General features: G+C 67.4%; 23 protein-coding genes, 1 tRNA gene and 1 pseudogene. 11 read left to right on the top strand and 14 right to left on the bottom strand.

Features of this window, described 5'->3' with window-relative positions; all coding sequences use genetic code 11:
- Positions 1 to 71: 71 nt before the first annotated feature.
- Both dnaJ and dnaK read right to left on the bottom strand, forming a co-directional pair.
- Positions 72 to 1190: a molecular chaperone DnaJ gene (gene dnaJ, locus ACBY01_RS13335; protein ID WP_416461384.1), complete on the bottom strand. Its 1119-nt coding sequence runs from the start codon at positions 1188 to 1190 to the stop codon at positions 72 to 74.
- Between the two features lie 201 nt (positions 1191 to 1391).
- Entirely contained in the window at positions 1392 to 3299 is a 1908-nt protein-coding gene (gene dnaK, locus ACBY01_RS13330; protein WP_416461383.1) for a molecular chaperone DnaK, read from the bottom strand.
- Between the two features lie 190 nt (positions 3300 to 3489).
- On the opposite strand from dnaK, the gene ACBY01_RS13325 reads away from it, so the two are divergent.
- Positions 3490 to 4050: a copper chaperone PCu(A)C gene (locus ACBY01_RS13325; protein WP_416461382.1), complete on the top strand. Its 561-nt coding sequence runs from the start codon at positions 3490 to 3492 to the stop codon at positions 4048 to 4050.
- A gap of 4 nt (positions 4051 to 4054) precedes the next feature.
- Here ACBY01_RS13325 and ACBY01_RS13320 read toward each other — a convergent pair whose 3' ends face one another.
- From ACBY01_RS13320 to ACBY01_RS13295, 6 genes are all read right to left on the bottom strand, one after another.
- A complete protein-coding gene (locus ACBY01_RS13320; RefSeq protein WP_416461381.1) occupies positions 4055 to 4186 on the bottom strand; it encodes a hypothetical protein in 132 nt (43 codons plus the stop codon).
- Positions 4186 to 4875, bottom strand: a complete 690-nt coding sequence (locus tag ACBY01_RS13315; protein WP_416461379.1) for a helix-turn-helix domain-containing protein — start codon at positions 4873 to 4875, stop codon at positions 4186 to 4188. Before ACBY01_RS13315 ends, ACBY01_RS13320 begins: the two co-directional genes overlap by 1 nt.
- A 453-nt stretch (positions 4876 to 5328) precedes the next feature.
- Entirely contained in the window at positions 5329 to 5667 is a 339-nt protein-coding gene (locus tag ACBY01_RS13310) for a type II toxin-antitoxin system PemK/MazF family toxin (protein WP_416461378.1), read from the bottom strand.
- Entirely contained in the window at positions 5654 to 5863 is a 210-nt protein-coding gene (locus tag ACBY01_RS13305; protein ID WP_416461377.1) for an AbrB/MazE/SpoVT family DNA-binding domain-containing protein, read from the bottom strand. Before ACBY01_RS13305 ends, ACBY01_RS13310 begins: the two co-directional genes overlap by 14 nt.
- Before the next feature lie 42 nt (positions 5864 to 5905).
- Positions 5906 to 6205: a hypothetical protein gene (locus ACBY01_RS13300; RefSeq protein WP_416461376.1), complete on the bottom strand. Its 300-nt coding sequence runs from the start codon at positions 6203 to 6205 to the stop codon at positions 5906 to 5908.
- A 167-nt stretch (positions 6206 to 6372) separates the two neighbouring features.
- Positions 6373 to 6969 (bottom strand): hypothetical protein, encoded by a 597-nt coding sequence (locus ACBY01_RS13295; protein ID WP_416461375.1) that lies wholly within the window; start codon positions 6967 to 6969, stop codon positions 6373 to 6375.
- Positions 6970 to 7187: 218 nt separating this feature from the next.
- On the opposite strand from ACBY01_RS13295, the gene uvrA reads away from it, so the two are divergent.
- On the top strand, positions 7188 to 10208 hold the full coding sequence (gene uvrA / locus ACBY01_RS13290) for an excinuclease ABC subunit UvrA (RefSeq protein WP_416461374.1): 3021 nt from the start codon (positions 7188 to 7190) through the stop codon (positions 10206 to 10208).
- Between the two features lie 58 nt (positions 10209 to 10266).
- The gene (locus tag ACBY01_RS13285) at positions 10267 to 11910 is read left to right on the top strand and encodes a P-loop ATPase, Sll1717 family (RefSeq protein ID WP_416461373.1); all 1644 of its coding nucleotides are present in this window, start codon (positions 10267 to 10269) and stop codon (positions 11908 to 11910) included.
- 85 nt (positions 11911 to 11995) lie between these two features.
- Here the strand turns inward: ACBY01_RS13285 and ACBY01_RS13280 are convergent, their stop codons facing one another.
- A complete protein-coding gene (locus tag ACBY01_RS13280) occupies positions 11996 to 12232 on the bottom strand; it encodes a hypothetical protein (RefSeq protein WP_416461371.1) in 237 nt (78 codons plus the stop codon).
- A 246-nt stretch (positions 12233 to 12478) separates the two neighbouring features.
- On the opposite strand from ACBY01_RS13280, the gene ACBY01_RS13275 reads away from it, so the two are divergent.
- The 6 genes from ACBY01_RS13275 to aat all read left to right on the top strand — a co-directional run bounded on the left by ACBY01_RS13275 (position 12479) and on the right by aat (position 16448).
- Positions 12479 to 12631, top strand: coding sequence for a hypothetical protein (locus ACBY01_RS13275; protein ID WP_416461370.1), 153 nt, complete (start codon positions 12479 to 12481; stop codon positions 12629 to 12631).
- Positions 12632 to 12799: 168 nt separating this feature from the next.
- On the top strand, positions 12800 to 13006 hold the full coding sequence (locus ACBY01_RS13270) for a hypothetical protein (protein ID WP_416461369.1): 207 nt from the start codon (positions 12800 to 12802) through the stop codon (positions 13004 to 13006).
- Positions 13003 to 14613: a DUF3597 domain-containing protein gene (locus tag ACBY01_RS13265; protein WP_416461368.1), complete on the top strand. Its 1611-nt coding sequence runs from the start codon at positions 13003 to 13005 to the stop codon at positions 14611 to 14613. The genes ACBY01_RS13270 and ACBY01_RS13265 overlap by 4 nt, the downstream gene beginning before the upstream one ends.
- Before the next feature lie 137 nt (positions 14614 to 14750).
- A complete protein-coding gene (locus ACBY01_RS13260) occupies positions 14751 to 15098 on the top strand; it encodes a hypothetical protein (RefSeq protein ID WP_416461367.1) in 348 nt (115 codons plus the stop codon).
- A 134-nt stretch (positions 15099 to 15232) separates the two neighbouring features.
- Positions 15233 to 15616: a hypothetical protein gene (locus ACBY01_RS13255; protein ID WP_416461366.1), complete on the top strand. Its 384-nt coding sequence runs from the start codon at positions 15233 to 15235 to the stop codon at positions 15614 to 15616.
- Between the two features lie 109 nt (positions 15617 to 15725).
- Entirely contained in the window at positions 15726 to 16448 is a 723-nt protein-coding gene (gene aat, locus ACBY01_RS13250; RefSeq protein ID WP_416461365.1) for a leucyl/phenylalanyl-tRNA--protein transferase, read from the top strand.
- Between the two features lie 35 nt (positions 16449 to 16483).
- On the opposite strand, the pseudogene ACBY01_RS13245 reads toward aat, so the two are convergent.
- From ACBY01_RS13245 to ACBY01_RS13225, 5 genes and pseudogenes are all read right to left on the bottom strand, one after another.
- Positions 16484 to 16651 (bottom strand): annotated as a pseudogene (locus ACBY01_RS13245) (DUF2155 domain-containing protein); the annotation flags it as partial.
- A 278-nt stretch (positions 16652 to 16929) separates the two neighbouring features.
- Positions 16930 to 17322 carry an NADH:ubiquinone oxidoreductase subunit NDUFA12 gene (locus ACBY01_RS13240; RefSeq protein ID WP_416461364.1) on the bottom strand — a complete coding sequence of 131 codons (393 nt, stop codon included), beginning with the start codon at positions 17320 to 17322 and terminating at the stop codon, positions 16930 to 16932.
- Positions 17323 to 17385: 63 nt separating this feature from the next.
- Entirely contained in the window at positions 17386 to 17883 is a 498-nt protein-coding gene (locus ACBY01_RS13235) for a DUF192 domain-containing protein (protein ID WP_416461363.1), read from the bottom strand.
- On the bottom strand, positions 17880 to 18470 hold the full coding sequence (locus ACBY01_RS13230) for a cold-shock protein (RefSeq protein ID WP_416461362.1): 591 nt from the start codon (positions 18468 to 18470) through the stop codon (positions 17880 to 17882). Before ACBY01_RS13230 ends, ACBY01_RS13235 begins: the two co-directional genes overlap by 4 nt.
- A 27-nt stretch (positions 18471 to 18497) precedes the next feature.
- The gene (locus tag ACBY01_RS13225; RefSeq protein ID WP_416461361.1) at positions 18498 to 19079 is read right to left on the bottom strand and encodes a regulatory protein RecX; all 582 of its coding nucleotides are present in this window, start codon (positions 19077 to 19079) and stop codon (positions 18498 to 18500) included.
- 120 nt (positions 19080 to 19199) lie between these two features.
- On the opposite strand from ACBY01_RS13225, the gene ACBY01_RS13220 reads away from it, so the two are divergent.
- Together ACBY01_RS13220 and ACBY01_RS13215 are read left to right on the top strand one after the other, a co-directional pair.
- On the top strand, positions 19200 to 20945 hold the full coding sequence (locus tag ACBY01_RS13220) for a fatty acyl-AMP ligase (RefSeq protein WP_416461360.1): 1746 nt from the start codon (positions 19200 to 19202) through the stop codon (positions 20943 to 20945).
- A gap of 171 nt (positions 20946 to 21116) precedes the next feature.
- A tRNA-Trp gene (locus ACBY01_RS13215) sits at positions 21117 to 21192 on the top strand.
- The last annotated feature ends 252 nt before the right edge of the window (positions 21193 to 21444 follow it).

Raw genomic sequence — 21444 nt, 5'->3', positions numbered from 1 at the left:
CGGCAGGAGCCCAGAGTCACGGGCGCTGCGATCCGCAACCTGGGCTCCTGCCGGCGCAGGAGCGCAAGGCTTTATCCCAGCGCCGCCTTCAGCTTCGCGAAGAAGCCCTGGCTCTCCGGACATTCGTCGCCGGTCTCGGTCTCGCGGAACGCCTCGAGCAGTTCGCGCTGCTTGGCCGAGAGCCGCGTCGGCGTCTCGACCTCGACGCGCACCACCATGTCGCCGTGGCCGCGGCCCTGCAGCACCGGCATGCCGGCACCGCGCTGGCGCAGTTCGCGACCGGACTGGATGCCCGCCGGGATGCGGATCGGGTGGACGTCGCCGTCCAGCCCCGGGATCTCGATCTGCCCGCCCAGCGCCGCGGTGGTGAAGCTGATCGGCGCGCGCGCATACAGCGTCGTGCCGTCGCGTTCGAACAGCGCGTGGCGCTTGACGTGGAGGAAGATGTAGAGGTCGCCGGCAGGCGCCCCGCGCGCGCCCGCCTCGCCCTCGCCGGCCAGCCGGATGCGGGTGCCCTCGTCGACGCCGGGCGGCACGTTGACCGACAGCGTCTTGGTCTGGTCGACGCGGCCCTCGCCGTGGCACGCCGGGCACGGATCGGCGATCACCTGGCCCGCGCCGTGGCAGGTCGGGCAGGCGCGCTCGACCACGAAGAAGCCCTGCTGCGCGCGCACCTTGCCGTGGCCGGCGCAGGTGGTGCAGGTCTTGGCCGCGGTGCCCGGCTTGGCGCCGGTGCCGCCGCAGGGGCCGCAGGCGCTGGAGACGTCGACGGTGATCTCGGTCGCCTTGCCGTGGAACGCCTCGTCCAGGCTGATCTCCATGTCGTAGCGCAGGTCCGCGCCCCGTCGGGGCCCGGCACGCCCGCCGCCGCCGCGGCCGCCCATGAACTCGCCGAACACGCTCTCGAAGATGTCGGAAAAGCCGCCGAAGTCCTGCGGGCCCGCCCCGCCGCCGCCACCCTGGCGGAACGCGGCATGGCCGTAGCGGTCGTAGGCCGCGCGCTTCTGCGGGTCCTTCAGCACCTCATAGGCTTCGGATACGGCCTTGAACTTGGCCTCCGAATCCTTGCAGCCCGCGTTGCGGTCCGGATGGTACTTCATCGCCAGCTTGCGATAGGACGACTTGATCGTCCCCGCGTCGGCGGTCCGCTCGCATTCGAGCAGCTCGTAATAGTCGACTTCGGTGGTCATGCCGCTTCCATCTGCCGCCGGTCGCCGCCGGAGGTGCGCATTCCGCCGGCCGTACCCCCGCGCAGGCGGGGGTCCAGGGCCACGAACGCTGCCGCCTGTTGCTCTGGACCCCCGCCTTCGCGGGGGTACGCAGGGGCCGGGGCGCTCGCCGCGCCCACCCGCCGGACGACAGGGTGGAAGCAGGAGCGCCCCGGCATCGTCTTACGCCTTGTTGTCGTCGACCTCGGAGAATTCCGCGTCGACCACGTCCTCGGCACCGGCCGCGGCACCGCCGGCCTGCGCGTCGGGCGACGCTTCGGCCTGCTGCTGCTTCTCGTAGATCGCCTGGCCGAGCTTCATCGCCACCTGCGCGAGCGCCTGCGACTTCTCGGTCATCTGGTCGGCGTCGCCGCTCTCGACCGCGGTCTTGGCCTCGGCGACCGCCCCCTCGATCTCGGCCTTCAGGCTCGCGTCGACCTTGTCGCCGTTGTCGGCAAGCTGGCGCTCGGTGGTGTGGATCAGGCTCTCGGCGTTGTTCTTGGCTTCCGCCGCGGCACGCCGCTTCTTGTCGTCCTCGGCGAAGCTCTCGGCGTCGCGCACCATCTGGTCGATGTCGCTGTCCGACAGGCCGCCGGAGGCCTGGATGCGGATCTGCTGCTCCTTGCCGGTGCCCTTGTCCTTGGCGGAAACGTTGACGATGCCGTTGGCGTCGATGTCGAAGGTGACCTCGATCTGCGGCACGCCGCGCGGCGCCGGCGGAATGCCGACCAGGTCGAACTGGCCCAGCATCTTGTTGTCCTGCGCCATCTCGCGCTCGCCCTGGAACACGCGGATCGTCACCGCACCCTGGTTGTCGTCGGCGGTCGAATAGACCTGCGACTTCTTCGTCGGGATGGTGGTGTTGCGGTCGATCATCTTGGTCATGATCCCGCCCAGCGTCTCGATGCCCAGCGACAGCGGCGTCACGTCGAGCAGCAGCACGTCCTTGACGTCGCCCTGCAGCACGCCCGCCTGGATCGCCGCGCCGATCGCGACGACCTCGTCCGGGTTCACCCCGGTGTGCGGCTCCTTGCCGAAGAAGTCCTTCACCACCTGGCGCACGCGCGGCATGCGCGTCATGCCGCCGACGAGCACGACCTCGTCGATCGCGCTCGCCTTCAGGCCGGCATCGGCCAGCGCCTTGCGGCACGGCTCGAGCGTGCGGTTGATCAACTCCTCGACCAGCCGCTCCAGGTCGGCGCGGGTGATCGTCTTGACCAGGTGCTTCGGCCCGTTCTGGTCGGCGGTGATGAAGGGCAGGTTGACCTCGGTCGACGCCGCCGAGGAGAGCTCGATCTTCGCCTTCTCGGCCGCTTCCTTCAGCCGCTGCAGCGCCAGCTTGTCCTTGGTAAGGTCGATGCCCTCCGCCTTCTTGAACTCGTCGGCCAGGAACTGCACGACCTTCGAATCGAAGTCCTCGCCGCCCAGGAAGGTGTCGCCGTTGGTGGCCTTCACCTCGAACACGCCGTCGCCGATCTCCAGCACCGAGATGTCGAAGGTGCCGCCGCCCAGGTCATAGACCGCGATGGTCTTGTTGTTGTCCTTATCGAGGCCATAGGCGAGCGCGGCCGCGGTCGGCTCGTTGATGATGCGCAGCACTTCGAGACCCGCAATCTTGCCGGCGTCCTTGGTCGCCTGGCGCTGCGCGTCGTTGAAGTACGCCGGCACCGTGATCACCGCCTGGGTGACGGTCTCGCCCAGATAGCTCTCGGCCGTCTCCTTCATCTTCTGCAGCGTGAAGGCGCTGATCTGCGACGGCGAATATTCCTCGCCGCCCGCCTTCACCCACGCGTCGCCGTTCGGCCCGCGTGCGATGCTGTACGGGACCAGCTCGGTGTCCTTCTTGGTGATCGGGTCGTCGAAGCGGCGGCCGATCAGGCGCTTCACCGCGAACACGGTATTGTCGGGGTTCGTCACCGCCTGGCGCTTGGCCGGCTGGCCGATCAGCCGCTCGCCGTCCTTGGCGAAGGCGACGATCGACGGCGTGGTGCGCGCGCCTTCCGCATTCTCGATCACCTTGGGGCTGCCGCCCTCCATCACTGCCACGCAGCTGTTGGTGGTGCCCAGATCGATCCCGATTACTTTAGCCATATTCCCTCGTTGGCCCCCGCAGTTGAGTTCAAAGCCTTGGAAACGCGCCCCGTCGGTGGCGACGCGTCGTTACGCTGGCGCATATAGGTGGGGTTCGGCTTGCCGCAAGATTGTGCGGAACCTATCCCGTTCGCCGAGGGAACCGAAGCGGAGCGGACCCGCCGCCCGCCCGAGCCCCAGGGGAACCGCCATGTCCGCAGCCCAAGCCCGTCCCGCCGCCCCCCGCCACCCCGAATGCCGCCCCGTCCAGCGCCTCGCTGGCCGCCTCCGCCGGGTCTGCCGGGCCGCCCCGCTCCTCGCCCTTCCCCTGCTCGCCGCCTGCAGCCCCACCGACCTAGAAGTGCACGACGCCTGGGTCCGCCTCCCCGCCGTGCCCGGTCGCCCGGCGGCGGGCTATCTGACGCTGGTCGGCGGCCAGACCGATGCGACGCTGGTCGCCGTCACCACCCCCGCCGCCGCCCGCACCGAGCTGCACGAGACGATGAAGACGGCGGACGCGGGCCACGCAGCGATGCCCGGCATGGCCGGCCGCGCGAGCGCCGCCACCACCATGCGCCCGCTCGAAGCCCTCCCCCTTCCCGCCGGCCGGACGGTGAAGCTCGCCCCCGGCGCCCGCCACCTGATGCTGTTCGACGTGGACGCGAAGGTAACACCCGGCGCGAGCGTGCCGCTGCGGCTGGAGTTCGCCGACGGGCGGACGCTGGAGACGCAGGCGAAGGCGGTCGCGGCCGGGGATGCGGGGGTGGAGTAGAAGGCTAGAGCGCTAAAGAAGATAATAGCAGGCCGAGCATCAACGTGATGCCAGCGGCGCAAGCACGCGCCGACCAGCGCCCCATTTCTTCAGCGAAGCTATCCATAAAGCGCTTCCCGGAGGAACGAATATCCATCAGTCGCCCCTCTTGCTGAATGCTTCATAAGCCGCTTGCATGTCGATGGTGGCTAAGGCCATCATTTGCTTGATGGCTCCCGCGGCAGGGTTCTTCTCCCGTGACCGAACAGCAACCACCCCAACGCGGACGATGTCGTTAGAACACATGCTGGATTTTGCTTCGTAAGTGCCGATCAAACAAACCGCTTTATGAGCGCGCTCGACCTCCCTCGCCGCCTCGATAACGTCCTTATATAACCGGCGAAGTGAAAAGGAACGCTCGCGCTTCGGAAAGACTACTCCATTCTCGGCGCGGACGAAGCTCGTCAGGTCCAGATACTCACGCAGATCCTCAACTGCACAGTCAGCTTCATTGCCCTGCAAGTCCGATGTAACGACGGCGACCTCAGTATCGGCCATGGCACGCAACTGAGCCTCATGCCGCAGAGGAGACACGTTCACGGGAACGGTGTCCAAGATCCACGAAAAGCTCTGCACGAACGCAGCCAGTGCCTCCGCTTCGGACAGAGGCACCCGCTTGGCGGTGAAGGCCTCGGGCGGCTGGTTCAGTGCAAGTGCTAGCTTCTCAAGACTTGACGTGCGGACATGCTCACCCCGCTCGACGCGCTCAACGGTTGAGATCGAAACACCAGCCATCGCGGCCAGCGTATCGCGCTTCCAGCCGTAGAAGGCGCGCTGCACTTTCACGAATGCAGCGATAGCGTCGGTTGGGGGCGTACGAGGGGCAGGCGACTGATCCATACCCGGAGTATGGCTCAACCCCTTTGTAAAATGCAGAGCCTTCCGCCCTTCAGTTTGGGCCGTACGCCTAGAGCGCAGAGGTTGCGGGCGCCCAAGCCTCCTCTTACTCAAACCAGTAGAGTGCGTTTAAAGCGCGCAGGCTCGCAAATCAGTGGGAAGTCGCCTAATAGTATGATTCCCAACGATGGGAGTCGATCATGCGGCGCAAACCTTCACCGCCAGTCACGTTTGAGATGGCAGAGCAAATCCGAGCGTTGAAGTCTCAAGGCTTGTACCATCACCAGATCGCAGCACTTCTGGAAATCAACCAAGGCCGCGTGTCGGAGGTGATGACGGGCAAGCTGCATCCCCGAGAAGGGCCGACTCAACCATCCCTGGACCTGTAAGCGGCGAATTTTCTCAGGCTGCCAGCCGCTCCGCTAGCACCGTCCGAACCTCCACCATCCGCGCATCATCTAGCCGTCCCAGCGCATCCGCCACCCGCGCCTCGATGGTCGCGATCTTGGCGGTGCGCACCAGCGACGGTGCCGGCAAGCCGCACTCGGCATGCCCCTGCTCGATCGCTACGTCATCCGGCCAGCGCCGGTTGGCCGCGCTGGTAATCATCAGCACCCACAGCAACGCGCCATCCGGGCCCACGTCGCCCGCCACCACCAGAGCCGGTCGCCGCTGCCGCGTCTCCCGGTCGGTATAGGGAAACGGCACCCGCACGATCGTGCCCGGTTCAAAGCTTGGCATAGGCCTCCGCGTCGGCGGCACTCGCCCATTCGGTGAAGGTCGCGAACGGATCGTCTACCGCATCGGCGCGCGTCAGGATCACCCGATCGCCCTCGATCTCATAGGCGACGCGGTCGCCTTCCTTCAGCCCCAGCGCGGTTCGCACCGCACGGGGGATGGTCGTCTGCGCCTTGCTGGTCAGCCTCGAGTGGATCATGCCAGTAAGGTAAGGAACCTCCTTACCGCCGACAACCACCAGCTACTCCGAACCGGCCGCTTCCGCCCAATACTGGATCTGGCACAGCGTCGCGTCCGTATCGCGATCCGCCGCCGGTTTGGCCGTGCCGCGGAAGAAGGCGATCTCCAGCACGCGCCGCCCCTCCTGCTCTTGCACCGCAAGCTGCGCGGTCTGCGGCAGTTCGCCTCCCACGCACAGCGGGATCTCGGGGCGCTTAGGCGTCTCCCACTGAACCGAGACATAGCCGTCCTGCGGCGTCACCGCAGCGGTACCCGCGTGCGTAAACACGACGCGCGAGGAGTCGATGGTCGCGTCCCCCATTACGATCGCGCCCTTCGAGCGGGCACCCCAAGTCCCTGTAGGAAGCGGTGCGGGTGCAGTCGGTGTCGCCGCAACTGTGTCGTTCGCGGCAACCACGGCTTCGCTGCGCGACGCCTCCGGCTGGCAAGCGAGCAAGGAAAGGCTCGCGAGAGCGAGTACCGCCAACTTCATGGTTTGGTCACCTTCGATGCGCCGATAAAAAGATCATATACTTCACGGTTGCGCTGCGCGGATAGTTGCGGACGGTTCGACTGCTTCGCTACCGCTACCCAGTCGGGCCCTCCCCGCTGGTTCACAGCACGTGTGAAATTCCTGAAGACGGTATGGATACGATTGCCGAGGTTGTACGCCATATCGAGCATGGCGACCTGCGCATCCTCGGGAAACTTATCGAATCCTGGATAATTCGCACGCAACATCGTTAGAAATCCGTTCAGCTTCAGGTCGAAAAGCCGCTCCGCCTCCCCTCTCAACATGATGAGACTGGCGTGGCGTTGAAATGCCTGCGCCGTGAGGTTGTTGGCGCTCCCAGCGGCACTCAAAGCGCGGATGGCTTGCCACTCGTCTGCTTTCTCCTTCGCTGTCGCGATCTTCTGAGTCCGAGCGACGAGCATCTCTATGGAAGCGGTTGATGCGGCATTTGGCAGCATGGTGCCATATCCGACGGTTACCTGACTTACCGTGTCCAAATAGAAGTGCGCAATGAAACCCTCGCTGCTGAAGATGATTCCACGCGCTCTGGCCTTGGCATTTGCAACGCTCATACCACCATCCCATACCGTCAGAGTGCAGCCGCCTGATAGTCTAAACAGCCGCACTCCTCCACTTGCGTGAGAGTTTCGCCGTTGTGAGCGCAGCGTACGAAGCCTCAGTGCGCCAGGCAACCCAACGCGTGACGCCCCCCCCACCCTCGCAACCGCCTCCCCCGCTTCCTATCTCCCGCCTCTGGCATCCCGCACAGAACGGAAGTAGAACGCACTCCATGAGTCTGACCCACATCTCCGTCCGCGGCGCGCGGGAACACAACCTCAAGGGCGTCGACATCGACATCCCGCGCGATACGCTGACGGTGATCACCGGCCTGTCGGGATCGGGCAAGTCCTCCCTCGCCTTCGACACCATCTATGCAGAGGGGCAGCGCCGCTACGTGGAGTCGCTCTCCGCCTATGCGCGCCAGTTCCTGGAGATGATGCAGAAGCCCGATGTCGAGCATATCGAGGGCCTCTCCCCCGCGATCTCGATCGAGCAGAAGACGACCAGCCGCAACCCGCGCTCCACGGTCGCCACCGTGACCGAGATCTACGACTATATGCGCCTGTTGTGGGCGCGGATCGGCATCCCCTATTCGCCCGCGACCGGCCTTCCGATCGCGGCGCAGACCGTCAGCCAGATGGTCGATCGCGTGCTGGCCCTGCCCGACGGCACCCGCCTGCTGCTGCTCGCCCCGGTCGTGCGCGGGCGCAAGGGCGAGTATCGCAAGGAGCTCGCCGAGTGGCAGAAGGCCGGCTTCCAGCGCGTCCGCATCGATGGTGAGGTCCATCTGATCGAGGACGCCCCCGCGCTCGACAAGAAGTACAAGCATGACATCGAGGTGGTGGTCGATCGCCTGGTGACCGGCGGCGACATCGCTACGCGCCTGGCCGACAGCTTCGAAACCGCGCTGAAGCTCGCCGACGGCCTCGCCTATGTCGACCTGGTCGACGCGGTGGTGCCGCCGATGGCCGGCACCCAGCCCAACCCCGTCATCCCAGCGCAGGCTGGGATCTCCCCCGATGGCGCGGAACAGGCGCCGCACGAGACCCCAGCCTCCGCCGGGGTGACGAAGACGGCGGCGAGCGACCGCAAGATGAAGGGCGCCGGCGTGCCCGCCAACCGCATCGTCTTTTCCGAACGCTTCGCCTGCCCCGTCTCCGGCTTTACCATTGCCGAGATCGAGCCGCGGCTGTTCTCGTTCAACGCCCCCCAAGGCGCCTGCCCGGCCTGCGACGGCCTGGGCGAAAAGCTCGAGTTCGACGAAGACCTCGTCGTTCCCAACCACGATCTCACGATCAAGAAGGGGGCGATCGTCCCCTGGGCCAAGTCCAACCCGCCCTCGCCCTACTACCTGCAGGTGCTCGGCAGCCTCGCGCGCGCGTTCGACTTCAGCCTCGACACGCCGTGGACCGACCTGCCGCCGGAGGTCCAGCGCACCATCCTCCACGGCACCGCGGGCAAGCCCGTCACCCTCACCTTCGTCGACGGCAAGAAGTCGTACGACGTCAAGAAGCCGTTCGAGGGCGTGCTCGGCAACCTCAACCGCCGCATGCTCCAGACCGAGAGCGCCTGGATGCGCGAGGAGCTGTCGAAGTACCAGGCCAGCCACCCCTGCGAGACCTGCGGCGGCGCCCGGCTGAAGCCCGAGGCGCTGGCGGTGAAGGTCGCGGGCGAGGACATCGCCCACGCCACCCACCTCTCGGTGGTGGACGCGCTCGCCTGGTTCCAGGCGCTCCCCGCCCAGCTGAACGACCAGCACCGCGCCATCGCCACCGCGATCCTGAAGGAGATCGACGAGCGCCTCGGCTTCCTCAACAACGTCGGGCTCGACTATCTCAACCTCAACCGCACCTCCGGCACGCTGTCGGGCGGCGAGAGCCAGCGCATCCGCCTCGCCTCCCAGATCGGCTCGGGCCTCTCGGGCGTCCTCTACGTCCTCGACGAGCCCTCGATCGGGCTGCATCAGCGCGACAACGACATGCTGCTCGCCACCCTCCGGCGTCTCCGCGACCTCGGCAACACCGTGCTGGTGGTCGAGCATGACGAGGACGCGATCCGCACCGCCGACTATGTGATCGACATGGGGCCGGGCGCCGGCGTCCACGGCGGCGCGGTCGTCGCCGCCGGTACGCTGCCGGAGGTGCTCGCGACCGAAGGCTCGGTCACCGCCGACTATCTCAACGGCACCCGCGAGGTGCCGCTCCCGGCCAAGCGCCGCAAGGGCACGGGCAAGAAGCTTACCGTCCACAACGCCACCGCCAACAACCTGACCGGCGTCACCGCCGCGATCCCGCTCGGCACCTTCACCTGCATCACCGGCGTCTCGGGCTCGGGCAAGTCGAGCTTCACCATCGACACGCTCTTCGCCGCCGCCGCGCGCCAGCTGAACGGCGCGCGCGTGCTCGCGGGCAAGCACGACAAGATCACCGGCCTCCAGCACCTCGACAAGGTCATCGACATCGACCAGTCGCCGATCGGCCGCACCCCGCGCTCGAACCCGGCCACCTACACCGGCGCCTTCACCCAGATCCGCGACTGGTTCGCCGGCCTCCCCGAAGCGCAGGCGCGCGGCTACAAGCCCGGCCGCTTCTCCTTCAACGTCAAGGGCGGCCGCTGCGAGGCGTGCCAGGGCGACGGCGTGCTCAAGATCGAGATGCACTTCCTCCCCGACGTCTATGTCGAGTGCGACGTCTGCCACGGCGCCCGCTACAACCGCGAGACGCTGGAGGTGAAGTTCAAGGGCAAGTCCATCGCCGACGTGCTCGACATGACGGTCGAGGACGCGCACGAGTTCTTCAAGGCGGTGCCCCCGATCCGCGACAAGATGGCGATGCTCGCCGAAGTGGGCCTCGGCTACGTCAAGGTCGGCCAGCAGGCGACGACGCTGTCGGGCGGCGAGGCGCAGCGCGTCAAGCTCGCCAAGGAGCTCGCCCGCCGCGCCACCGGCAACACCCTCTACATCCTCGACGAGCCCACCACCGGCCTGCATTTCGAGGACGTGCGCAAGCTCCTGGAAGTGCTCCACGCGCTGGTCGAGCAGGGCAACACCGTGGTCGTGATCGAGCACAACCTCGACGTCATCAAGACCGCCGACTGGATCCTAGACCTGGGGCCCGAGGGCGGCGTCAAGGGCGGCGAGATCGTCGCCGAAGGCACGCCCGAGCAGGTGGCGAAGGAACCGCGGAGTTATACGGGGCGGTATCTGGCGCCGTTGCTGAAGCCCAGGAAGGTGGCGCAGGCGGCGGAGTGAGGGTGAGGTTCCGAAAGCCGTTGCGCATGCAGCCGTTTGAGGTACTTTCCTGTCAGAGATGGCGATAGGGGACGGAAGCGTGGCGCGACAATTACGGAACATTCACCTCGGGATGGTGGACGGGAAGTTCGAGTACGTCACACCACAAGATGATCGCGATAACAGTTTTTACGACGCCTTCTTAATCCCAGAGAATGTTGACATTTCTTCGCTTAACAATCGAAGACAGTACTTCGTAGAGGGTTTCCGGGGCACAGGAAAGACCTCTTTGCTTCGCTGGCTTGCGGAAATGAAGCGACGGGATGGAGCACTAACGGAGTTTGTACTCTTCAAGTCAGATCTTCCTGAAGAAAAACGTGAGGGCCTATCGAGTCAAGTTGGAATAACTTGGCTCGAAACCGATCGAAATAAGATGGAGTTTTCTCAAGACTTTAAAACGTCTTGGACATGGTTCATACTCCACAAAATCGGAGAAATTGTACAGCGCCATCCAACCGCGAGCACTACGGCATGCTGTTCCGACTTTATGCGACTTCTCGGACTTAGGAACAATGCATTCAAGAAAGTTATGGGCTTTCTTCCTAAGCTCGAGAAGCTTTCGGTAGAGATTAGCTCAGATTTCGACTTTTTCTCCGCAAAACTGGGCGCAGAGTTTACAGGAAACCCAAAAGAAAAGCGCTTCACTACTCTTTCTGCATTAAACGCAGCCTTAATAGCAGAGCTCAAGCAGTTTCCGCGTGATTTCTACGCTTATCTGTTTTTTGACGAGCTCGAAGTATTCTACGACGAAAAGTCAAAGTATGATCGTGACCAAAGGATGGTGCGCGATCTTCTTTTTAGTGTTAGCAAGATCAATGAAGTTGTCTCAAGCGAAGGCATACCGATTCACATTCTTGCAGCCGTTCGCTCGGAAGTGCTAGATGGGTTTGGAGCACTTGGACAGGAAGTCGACCGCGTAGTACACGATCGGGGCTTGAAGCTGGCGTGGCACTTCGGCAATCGAAACCTCGATCATCCGTTGTTCAAAATTGTAGCCCGCAAGATAAAGCAGTCTGACGAAGAAATGCGTCAGGTTCAAGACGCCGAAATCATCCGGGAGTACTTTCCAGCTGAGACGAGGGGCCACTCTATCGAGAAATATCTTCTCGACAGGTCTTTTTACAAGCCAAGAGACCTAATTTGGCGCCTAACGATAGTCCAAAAGCAGTTTCCAAATGAAGTTGGCTTCACGGAAAGAGCCTTGCTGGATACCGAAGGTGATTTCTCGGCGGTTATGTGGGATGAGATCAAATATGAACTCACCGCTAACTACTCTCCGCAAGAAATAGATGTGATTGAGACAGCTTTCTCTGGCTTTCGAACCGAGTTCTTTTTCGATGAGTTCGAAAGTAGGATGGCTGCGCTTGGAAGGGCTAGCGCACATGCTCGTTCTTTCATGCAAAAGCATGGTTTGTATGACGTACTAAGTGATCTTTATCGATTGGGCGCAATCGGGAATTTCTTCCGCGAAGGACCTAAGTCTTCCCAGATTAGAAACAGGTGGGCCTTTCGTGGGGACCCGACTCTCCTGTTTGATAAGAAACTTACTATTAACCCTAGTCTGACAAAACGTCTTTCGCTTGTCGCACCGCATCAGCGCAGCGCGCAACGTCGGCAGCGCCGCGCCGTACAATCAGATGCACCGCGCGACGAGGTCAGGTAGAATATGGGGAAGGCGGCGGCACTTCACCCCCAACGCCGCCGCCTTCCGCAGCACCTTGTTCATCCGCCACTACCGCTCCGGCCCACTAGGTGCGGAACCGCTCAATCGCGTCCGGGCCCATCGCAGCGTAACCTACTGCTTGGCCGCACGCCGCGACGGGGGGGCGGCCGCGCACCACGCCATGCGGGCCGAGGTAGCCCGTCGCCGGCCGGATCACCTTGTCGCCGATGCGGAACTCGGCGACGTCGAACATTTCGTCGGTCCACTCCGGCAGGTCCGGATCATCCCACTCTGGCGGCAAAACGGGCTTGCTCTCGCTCATGGCACTTCCTCAATCTAATCGCAGGCTGCGCCGCTGCACCCCGCCCGGCAAGCGGTTTCCCCTCCACCCTTGCACCCCCGTCCCCCACACCCCACATCCAACTTCAGGCGCTGACCCGTTCCGCATCCGGAACTTTCGCGCCGCTCCCGTCTTTTCCCCATCCCGCGCCGCGATCCGGCGCACTCAGGAACCGGCGGCTGCCGTCCCTCCGGGCGGCGCTTTCTCGAAAACCACAACAGGAACACCATGAACTTCATCGAAGCCATTCAGCAGACCCAGATTACCTCGCCCGCGAACGAGCCGTTCGCCGCCTTCGTGCCGCTGCATCGGCGCCTCTTCGCCGTCGGCCAGACCCCGCGTGAGATTGCGCGCGCTGCCGTTCGCGAGGTGCTCGGCTAAGGGTCCTTCCCGCCGCGGCAAAGCCGCGGCGTCGGTCGGCGCTCGCCGCGCCGCCGTCCGGGCGTGCTGTCGACGCTCGTCGTAGCTTCGCTACGCCTCGCACAGCACGCTGTCCTACAACCCCCGACTTGCGATAGATGGCCGGTCCGCCTGTTGAAGGAGGACGCCATGCCCCGCGCTTTCCCGCCCGCCCCGCCGCCGCGCCCGCTGCTCGCCCGCGCCGTCCGCGCTCCCGATCCCGACACGCCCGCCGGCCGCCGCTGGGCCGCGCACCTGGACGCCGGCCGCATCGGCACGCCGGTCGCGCCCGCACCCGTCGCCGCCCGCGGGGCTGCCACCGCGCAGTTCCGCCGCTGGACGGAGGCCCGCCCGTGACCGACGACACCACCGAAGCGGCGCTGTTCGAGGCGTTCGCCGCGCTCCACCCCGCGCCCGAGGCATCTCCCGCCCGCATCCGCCACGACGGCTGGACGCCCGATCGCCAGCGCCGCTTCCTCGAAGCCGTGGCCGAGGGCCACACCGTCGACGACGCCTGCGCCATCGTCGGCATGTCCGCCGCCTCCGCCTATGCCTTCCGCCGCCGCGCGGCCGGCGCCGGCTTCGCGCTCGGCTGGCACGGCGCCAACCTGCTCGCGCGCGATCGCATCGCCGACACGCTGCTCGCCCGCGCGCTCCAGGGCCAGACCGAGCACGGCACCCGCCCCGACGGCGGCAGCTGGAGCCGCCACCGCTACGACAACAATCTCGCCAGCCGCATGCTCGCCCGGCTCGACGCCCAGGCCGACGATCCCGCCGCCGCCGCCGCCCACCACGCCGCGCGCATCGTCGCGCAGGAGTTCGACGGCTTCCTCGACCTGCTCGATCGCGACGCCGGCCCCGCGCGCGCCGCGCTGTTCCTCGCTGCGCGCGGAGAGGATCGCCCCGACGTCGAGCGCGTCGTCGCGCTCGCCCGCGCCGATCGCTTCCTCCAGGGCGGCGGCGGGCTGCCGGACGAGGTCGACGTGTCCGACTGCGATCCCGCCCGCCGCGCGCACTGGACGCTCGACCAGTGGCGCCGGGCCGAGGCCGCCGGCCTGCTCCGCCTCGCCGAGCCGGAACCGCCCGCCCCGCCGCCGCCGCCACCACCCGCACCTCGCCCCCTGCCCCCGTTCCCGTCCACCGCCGACGCGGGTCAACTTCCTCAACTTTGCGAGCGCTACGGCCCGGTGTGGTGGGATGAGGAGGCCGACGAATGGCGCACGTCCTTCCCGCCGCCGCGCGATTTCGACGGCGAGAGCTTCGGCCGCTACGGCGACGACTACGAGCGGACGTTGAGCTTCGCGGAGGAGGAGCAGATCCGCCTCGCGCAGGAACGCGCCGGCGAACGCGCCGCGCCGGAGCGCGACGCCTGGTTCGCCGACCTCCTCGCCTCGGCGCAGCCGGCCGCGGCCGACGACGCGCGCGACACCGTCCCCGGCGACGATGAACCAGCCCCGCTCCCGCACGTTGAGCCCCCGAACCACCACGACAGGGACGACTCGATGAGCATCTTCGGCAAGATCAAGACGGCCATTTTCGGCAAGGACGGCGGCCCGTTCGGCGACGGCTACATCGGCCACAAGGGCGGCGACGCGGCGAAGGACGCCCCCGTCACCCAGACCAAGACCGTGCCCGTCCACATCCCCGATCCGGTGCCCGGCGCGAACACCCCGCCGCAGACCTTCGACGCGGAACCGACCAGCAACCGTCCGACCGACGTCGAGGCGGTGCTCAAGGCGCGCGAGGCGAAGCATCCGGGCCTCAACTGGCGCACCTCGATCGTCGATCTCATGAAGCTGCTCGACCTCGATTCGAGCCTGGAGAACCGCAAGGAGCTCGCCACCGAGCTCGGCTACACCGGTGCCAAGGACGGGTCGGCCGAAATGAACATCTGGCTGCACAAGGCGGTGATGCGCGAGCTCGCCGCCAACGGCGGGACGGTCCCCGCCGACCTGCGCGACTGACGCGCCGCCCGGCCACGCCCATCCCGGGCTGGCCGGGCCCGATGGGGCGGCCGGCGGTCGGCGCCGGCGCGCGCCGCTTCCGGAACCCGCTCCGATCCTCGGCGGTTCTCCGCCCATCCCTTTCCGAAAGGACCCTCATGGCCACGCCTTCCCGCACCGACACTCCCGCCCGCAGCCGGCTGGTCACCGCCGGCATCGGCCTGCTCGGCGTGGCGCTGGGGCTGGGCGGCTGGCTGCTCGCGCGGCGGGCCGATCCGGCGCGCACCGGCGGCGTGGGAAGTGGCGAGCACGTTCCCGTCGACCTCGCGCTCGACAAGCCGCGCCCGGGTGCCGACGATCGCGCACCCGACGCCTTCCGCCCCGATCCGACCGCGCCGGTCCCCGCCGGCGAGCGCGACGCGCTGCGTCCCGCGACCGGTCCGGCGCCGACGCTGGTCGAGGATCGCGGCGGCATGCGCAGCCAGACCGGCAGCAGCAACGCCTGAACGCCGGCTCGGGGCGGGTGCGCCCGCCCCGGATCGTTTCGGCACCGGTGTCATGCTGCGGCACGGAATCCACAGTGTGTTGTACCATAGCTCAGCTTGACGCGGCGTACCGCATGCGCGAAGCCAATCATCCTATGAAACGCTCCCTCCTCCCCACTGCCGCCGCCGCCCTCGCCTTCGTCCTCGTGGCGGGCTGCGACCAGAAGACCGAGACCGTCGACGCGCGCGCGCCCGACCCGATGGCCTCCCAGCTCGCCAACGCCGCCCCGGTGGAACTGCCCCCGGCGGTCAAGGCGACCAGCACCTTCCGCTGCAAGGACAACAGCCTCGTCTACGTCGACTTCTTCGCGGGCGACAAGCTGGCCAACCTGCGCACCGAAAAGGGCGGCACCCCCGTCGCGCTGAAGGCCGAGAAGGCCGGCGATCCGCTCACGGCCGAGGGCTATTCGCTGACCGGCGATGCCAAGGCGATCACCCTCACCCAGCCGGGCAAGGGCGCGCAGAGCTGCAAGGCCTGATCCGGCCGCCGTTCCGTTGAACCCATCCAGGGGCCGGTGGCACGCGCCGCCGGCCCCTTTTGCTTGGGGCCCTTTTCCTCGAACGGGCCGAACGGCTAGGCTGGCGGCCATGACCGACGCCGCCCCCCTCGATCCGCAGACGGTGCTGCGCGCCTATGCGATGGGCGTCTTCCCGATGGCCGACGCCCGCGACGCCGAGTCGATCTACTGGGTCGAGCCCAAGCGCCGCGGCATCCTGCCGCTCGACGCATTTCACTGCGGCCGCTCGCTGCGCCGGACGATCGCCGCCGATCGCTTCCGCGTCACCGCCGACGCCGCCTTCCCGCAGATCCTCGCGCTCTGCGCCGAATCGGCCGCCGACCGGCCGGACACCTGGATCAACGGCACGATCGAGCAGGTCTTCCTCCAGCTTCACGCGCTGGGCTTCGCCCATTCGGTCGAATGCTGGGACGGCGATCGCCTCGCCGGCGGGCTCTACGGCCTGGCGCTCGGCGGTGCCTTCTTCGGCGAGAGCATGGTCAGCCGCGCCACCGACGCGTCGAAGGTCGCGCTCGCCTGGCTGGTCGCGCGGCTGCGCGTCGGCGGCTTCCGCCTGCTCGACTGCCAGTTCCAGACCGACCACCTCGCCAGCCTGGGCGCGGTGGAGATCGACCGGGCGGATTATTCGGTGCTGTTGTCCGCCGCGCTGGCCGCCGGTGCCGGGGAAGGCGACGGCGCCGGCGCCGTGCCCGAGTTCCGCGCGCTCGACCGGCTCGCCCCGGATCCTGCCGGCACCGTGTCCGGCCCGGTTTCGGGGAAGCGCATCGTGCAGCTCTTGGGCCAGACGTCGTAGATCGGGTGCTGGACGACGTTCAGCGTCGGCCGTTCCTTGAACAGCCAGCCCGAGAACGCCCGCCGCCAATGACGATCGGTGCCGCGCACGTCCAGCTGGACGAACGCGCCGGTATACTGCTCCTGCTCCCACGGCGCGGTGCGCTCGCAGGCGCGCAGCCGCACCACCGCATCACCGATGCGCCGTGCCTCGCCCGGCTTCATCGTCAGGTCGCGGGTCTCGCCGTTGCGCTTGTTGAGGAAGCCGACCACCGCGACGCGCTCCGCCATCGGCGTGGTCCCCGCAACGGCAGCCGCATCGCTGTTCGCCTCGACGGTGACGACCTCACCGGCAGGCGCACCGCGCTCGGCGGCTTCGAACGCCACGGCAGGGTCTTCGGGCGCGTCGACAGCCCGATCGGCGCCCGGCTTCAGGAGCAGCCAGGCTCCGATCGCGACCAGCACCGCCAGCACCAGCCCCCCGATCAGGGCCAGGCGACGGTTCACGCGTCCGGGCTCCACGCCTCATAGTCGCCGGTGGCGCGCACCCGCTGCCCGCCCGCATCGAGCGCGCCCGGCGGACGCCACGCCAGCGGCGTGCCGGTCTGGTTGGCGATCGCGGGCTTTTCCCAGCTGCGCACCGGCGGCAGCGAATCGTCGGGCGCGCCGTCGATCTGATGGTGCAGCCAGCTGAACCATTCGGGCGGGACCCGGCTGGCATCGTTGCTGCCGGCGTAGATCACCCAGCGGCGCGGCTGGCCGCTCGTGTCGCGGCCGCCCTGGTAATAGACGTTGCCGAGCCCGTCGGTGCCCACCTTCGTCCTGCCGCGCAGCGCAAGCGTGGTGCCGATGGTGGCGCCTTCCCACCAGGTGAAGATCGATTTGAGCATGCCCATGCGCTGCCGCTTACCCTCGCCAGCGTCCGCCAGCAACCGCGTTCGCGCGTCCGCCGCCCGCGATTACTTGACCGCGTCCTTCCAGCGGACCGTGTCGCCCTCGGCGATGCCGAGCTCGGCCGCGCGACCGCCGCGCAGTTCGAGCACCGCGCTCACCGGCTCGCGCGACGACACCGGCGCCTCGGAGAAGGGGATGGTGTTCTCCGCCAGCGTCGCGACGGTGCCGTCGGGACGGATGAAGAGGATGTCGAGCGGCGACGGCGTGTTCTTCATCCAGAAGCTCGCCACCCGCGGCGCACCGCCGCCCGCGGGATAGGGCGCGAACAACATGCCGCCGTTCTCGGGGATGTTCGTGCGGTACATCAGCCCGTTCGCCTGCTCCGCCGCCGAGCGCGCGACCTCCACGTCGAAACGGTGGGCGCCGGTCGCGCTCTCCACCGTCACTTGCGTGCGCGGCAGCACCGCCGCCGCGTTGGTCGAGCTCGAGCCGTTGCTGGTGCACGCTCCCGACAAGGCGACCGCCGCCGCGATCAGCACCACCCGCACGCTCTTGTTGATCACTCGTCGATCCTTTCGACCACCACCGCGAGCGGCCCGCGCTCGCCGTCCACCACCCGCGCCTGCATCGCCTGGCCGGGCTCGACCTCCTCGATCCCGCCGCGGCGCAGCGTCTCCATATGCACGAACACGTCGAGCCCGTCGCGTTCGCGCACCAGGAAGCCATAGCCCTTCAGGCGGTTGAACCACTTGACCGCCACCGGCTCGAACGCGCCCGCCGTGGCGATCAGGCCGACGCGGTCGGGACGCACCGGGGTGCGCGCGCGCCGTTCCTCCACCGCTTCGGACAGGTCGATCGCGACGATCTCGCGCGCCTGCATCCCGCGGTGGCGCCGGGTGGCGAGGCATTCGACCCGCGCGCCTTCGGGCAGGGTCCGCCGCCCGTGCGGCTGCAACACCGAAAAATGCACCAGCACGTCGCCGTGCGCGGGATCGTCCGACACCACGAAGCCGAACCCCCGCGTCACGTCGAACCACTTCACCACGCCGGAAACGGCGACGGCCGCATCGGCGGCGCCGGTCGTATCCTCCATATCTTCGCGCGCCTCACCTTCGCGGTCGAGGTCTGCGCGCTGCGGTTCCGCACGCATCGATATCGTTCCCCCGGCGACGATGTATCACAGCTCCCAATCCGATGGCGACGGTTTGTTTCGCCCCCCGTCCTCGATCAGGACGCTCGGGTCGGCACCGGGCGCGAGCCGCGCGATCGTCCAGGCGATCGACGGCGCATGGCCGGCGCGGACGAACGCGGCGACCTGGCGGCGCAGCAGGTCCGGATCGGCGGCGCTGGCGGAAAACGGCCCGATTCTCCGCCGCTTGGCGAAGCGCAGCGCGCTCTCCACCGCATCTTCGGCGCTGTCGGCGGCAACCGCCTCGCGATCCGCTTCCTGGACCCCGGCATGGCGCAGCGCCTCCCCGACGCGGCGCGCGCCGAGGCCGCGCCGGCCCATCGCCGCCGCCTTGCTCTCGGCGAAGGCGCGGTCGTCGACGTAGCGAAGCTCGGCCATCCGCTCCGCCAGCGAATCGACCGGCGGCGGCTCGGCACCTTCCCAGCCGCGCTCGCGCAGCTTACGGGCGAGATACTGGCGCAGCCGCGCGCGGGTGGTCGCGTACCGCTCGACGTAGCGCAGCGCCAACCGTTCGAGCGCCTCGGCATCGAGCGGTTTGGGCGGGCTGGTGGCGCGGCGGGCGTAGGACATGCGCCATGTTTGTGCCACAGTGCCCGGCGATTTTGAACGGGATTGCCGTGACGCTGGCCGTCGCGCGTGCGCGCGCTGGACAGAGCGAGCCGTCGCCGCAGGGAGGACGCTTTTTTGACGATGAACACCGATATGGAAGCAACGGCAGCCGGCGGGACGCCGACGATGGACACGCTGCCGCGGCGCTTCGCCGATTTCGAGACGCTGGGCGAAGCGCTGGACTATGCGGCCTCGGGTGTTCGCGGGCTCAACTTCCACGACGCGCGCGGCACGCTGGTGCGCGCCTATCCTTATGCCGAGCTGCGGGAGGACGCGCTGGCGCAGGCGCGCCGGCTGATCGCCGCCGGCGTGCGCCCGCAGGACCGCATCGCCCTGGTCGCCGAGACCGGCGCGGAGTTCGCCAGCCTGTTCTTCGGCGTGGTCTATGCCGGCGCTTGGCCGGTGCCGCTGCCGTTGCCTACCTCGTTCGGCGGCCGTGAGGCCTATGTCGAGCAGCTGCGCGTCCAGCTTTCGAGCTGCGATCCCAAGATGCTGATCTTCCCGCCCGAGCTCGCGCAGATGGCGGGCGAGGCCGCGCGCATCGCGGGCGTCGAGGGAATCGACTGGTCCGAGTTCGCGACCCGCGACGCGGCCGAGGTCGAACTGCCGGCCGCCCGCGGCGACGACATCGCCTATCTGCAATATTCGAGCGGCTCGACGCGGTTTCCGCACGGCGTCGCCATCACCCACCACGCGCTGCTCAACAACCTGGCCGCGCACAGCCACGGCATGGAACTGGTCGGCACCGACCGCTGCGTGTCCTGGCTGCCCTGGTACCACGACATGGGGCTGGTCGGCTGCTTCCTGTCGCCGGTCGCCAACCAGGTTTCGACCGACTATCTCAAGACCGAGGATTTCGCGCGGCGCCCGCTCGCCTGGCTCGACCTCATCAGCCGCAACACCGGCACCACCCTCTCCTATTCGCCGACCTTCGGCTACGACATCTGCGCACGCCGCATGTCGTCGCAGACCAAGGCGTCGGACCGCTTCGACCTGTCGCGCTGGCGCGTGGCGGGCAACGGCGCCGACATGATCCGCCCGGACGTGATGCAGAGCTTCGTCGACGCGTTCGGCGACGCGGGCTTCCAGGCCTCCGCCTTCCTGCCGAGCTACGGCCTGGCCGAGGCGACGCTCGCCGTGTCGATCATGCCGCCGGGCGAGGGCATCCAGGTCGAGCTGGTCGAGGAAACCGAGCTGTCGGGCGGCGACCGCCGCGGCGACCGGCCGCAGCGCTTCCGCGCGATCGTCAACTGCGGCAAGCCGGTGCGCGACATGACCGTCGAGATCCGCGAGGAGGACGGCACCCCGCTGCCCGAGCGCGCGATCGGCAAGGTATGGTGCAAGGGGCCGTCGGTGATGGTCGGCTATTTCCGCGACGATGCCGCGACCGAGGCGTGCATGGCCGACGGTTGGTTGGATACCGGGGACATGGGGTATCTATCGGACGGCTATGTCTACATCGTCGGCCGCGCCAAGGACATGATCATCGTCAACGGCCGCAACCACTGGCCGCAGGACATCGAGTGGGCGGTCGAGCAGCTGCCCGGCTTCAAGGCCGGCGACATCGCCGCCTTCGCGATCACCACGCCGGGTGGCGAGGAGACGCCGGCGGTACTGGTGCAGTGCCGCGCCTCCGACGACGACGAGCGCCAGCGGCTGCGCGAGGAGATCCGCGAGCGGGTGCGTGCCGTCACCGGCATGAACTGCGTGATCGAACTGGTGCCGCCGCGCACGCTGCCGCGCACCAGCTCGGGCAAGCTCAGCCGCGCCAAGGCACGCAACCTCTACCTCAACGGCGAGATCAAGCCCTACGCCATCGCCGCCTGATCGCTCCGGCTGCCGAGCGGCAGCCGGCATTTTCCGCTTTCCTACTCCGCGCCGCGCCGGCAGGGCTCTCCCGCCGCGCGGTGCTCGTAAAAGCGATCGGAACGTCCCGGTCATTTTGCATGCGCACGGCCCTTGCCCCCGACGAAAACGGCGGATAGAGGGCGGGGCAATAGGAGTGTAGCTCAGTTGGTAGAGCATCGGTCTCCAAAACCGAGGGCCGTGGGTTCGAGTCCCTCCACTCCTGCCAGCCCTTCCCGCCGCCTCGCCTGAGGCGGCGGCAAGGCGCCTCCTTCCAACATCGTCGCACCTGGCGCCCGGATCGCACCCGACCGTCATCCTGACGAAAGTCAGGATCTCGTGCCGCGAGGACGGAGCCTGTGGCACGAGATCCCAGCTTTCGCGGGACCTTTGCATAAAGCTGGGGATGTGATTCTCTTCGCTGGGTATCGGAGAGATGAGATGCGCAAGCAGACGAGGCCGGCGTCCTTTGCGGACCTGT

Source organism: Sphingomonas mangrovi (assembly GCF_047975845.1).
Classification (GTDB): Bacteria; Pseudomonadota; Alphaproteobacteria; order Sphingomonadales; family Sphingomonadaceae; genus Sphingomonas.
Note: the sequence above shows the minus strand (reverse complement) of the source record. Positions and strands in the feature narration are given on the sequence as shown.

Coding starts and splice junctions, on each gene's coding strand:
- dnaJ (WP_416461384.1), bottom strand. CDS start 1,190: ATGACCACCGAAGTCGACTATTACGAGCTGCTCGAATGCGAGCGGACC.
- dnaK (WP_416461383.1), bottom strand. CDS start 3,299: ATGGCTAAAGTAATCGGGATCGATCTGGGCACCACCAACAGCTGCGTG.
- ACBY01_RS13325 (WP_416461382.1), top strand. CDS start 3,490: ATGTCCGCAGCCCAAGCCCGTCCCGCCGCCCCCCGCCACCCCGAATGC.
- ACBY01_RS13320 (WP_416461381.1), bottom strand. CDS start 4,186: ATGGATATTCGTTCCTCCGGGAAGCGCTTTATGGATAGCTTCGCTGAA.
- ACBY01_RS13310 (WP_416461378.1), bottom strand. CDS start 5,667: ATGCCAAGCTTTGAACCGGGCACGATCGTGCGGGTGCCGTTTCCCTAT.
- ACBY01_RS13305 (WP_416461377.1), bottom strand. CDS start 5,863: ATGATCCACTCGAGGCTGACCAGCAAGGCGCAGACGACCATCCCCCGT.
- ACBY01_RS13300 (WP_416461376.1), bottom strand. CDS start 6,205: ATGGGGGACGCGACCATCGACTCCTCGCGCGTCGTGTTTACGCACGCG.
- ACBY01_RS13295 (WP_416461375.1), bottom strand. CDS start 6,969: ATGAGCGTTGCAAATGCCAAGGCCAGAGCGCGTGGAATCATCTTCAGC.
- uvrA (WP_416461374.1), top strand. CDS start 7,188: ATGAGTCTGACCCACATCTCCGTCCGCGGCGCGCGGGAACACAACCTC.
- ACBY01_RS13285 (WP_416461373.1), top strand. CDS start 10,267: ATGGCGATAGGGGACGGAAGCGTGGCGCGACAATTACGGAACATTCAC.
- ACBY01_RS13280 (WP_416461371.1), bottom strand. CDS start 12,232: ATGAGCGAGAGCAAGCCCGTTTTGCCGCCAGAGTGGGATGATCCGGAC.
- ACBY01_RS13275 (WP_416461370.1), top strand. CDS start 12,479: ATGAACTTCATCGAAGCCATTCAGCAGACCCAGATTACCTCGCCCGCG.
- ACBY01_RS13270 (WP_416461369.1), top strand. CDS start 12,800: ATGCCCCGCGCTTTCCCGCCCGCCCCGCCGCCGCGCCCGCTGCTCGCC.
- ACBY01_RS13260 (WP_416461367.1), top strand. CDS start 14,751: ATGGCCACGCCTTCCCGCACCGACACTCCCGCCCGCAGCCGGCTGGTC.
- ACBY01_RS13255 (WP_416461366.1), top strand. CDS start 15,233: ATGAAACGCTCCCTCCTCCCCACTGCCGCCGCCGCCCTCGCCTTCGTC.
- aat (WP_416461365.1), top strand. CDS start 15,726: ATGACCGACGCCGCCCCCCTCGATCCGCAGACGGTGCTGCGCGCCTAT.
- ACBY01_RS13240 (WP_416461364.1), bottom strand. CDS start 17,322: ATGGGCATGCTCAAATCGATCTTCACCTGGTGGGAAGGCGCCACCATC.
- ACBY01_RS13230 (WP_416461362.1), bottom strand. CDS start 18,470: ATGCGTGCGGAACCGCAGCGCGCAGACCTCGACCGCGAAGGTGAGGCG.
- ACBY01_RS13225 (WP_416461361.1), bottom strand. CDS start 19,079: ATGTCCTACGCCCGCCGCGCCACCAGCCCGCCCAAACCGCTCGATGCC.
- ACBY01_RS13220 (WP_416461360.1), top strand. CDS start 19,200: ATGAACACCGATATGGAAGCAACGGCAGCCGGCGGGACGCCGACGATG.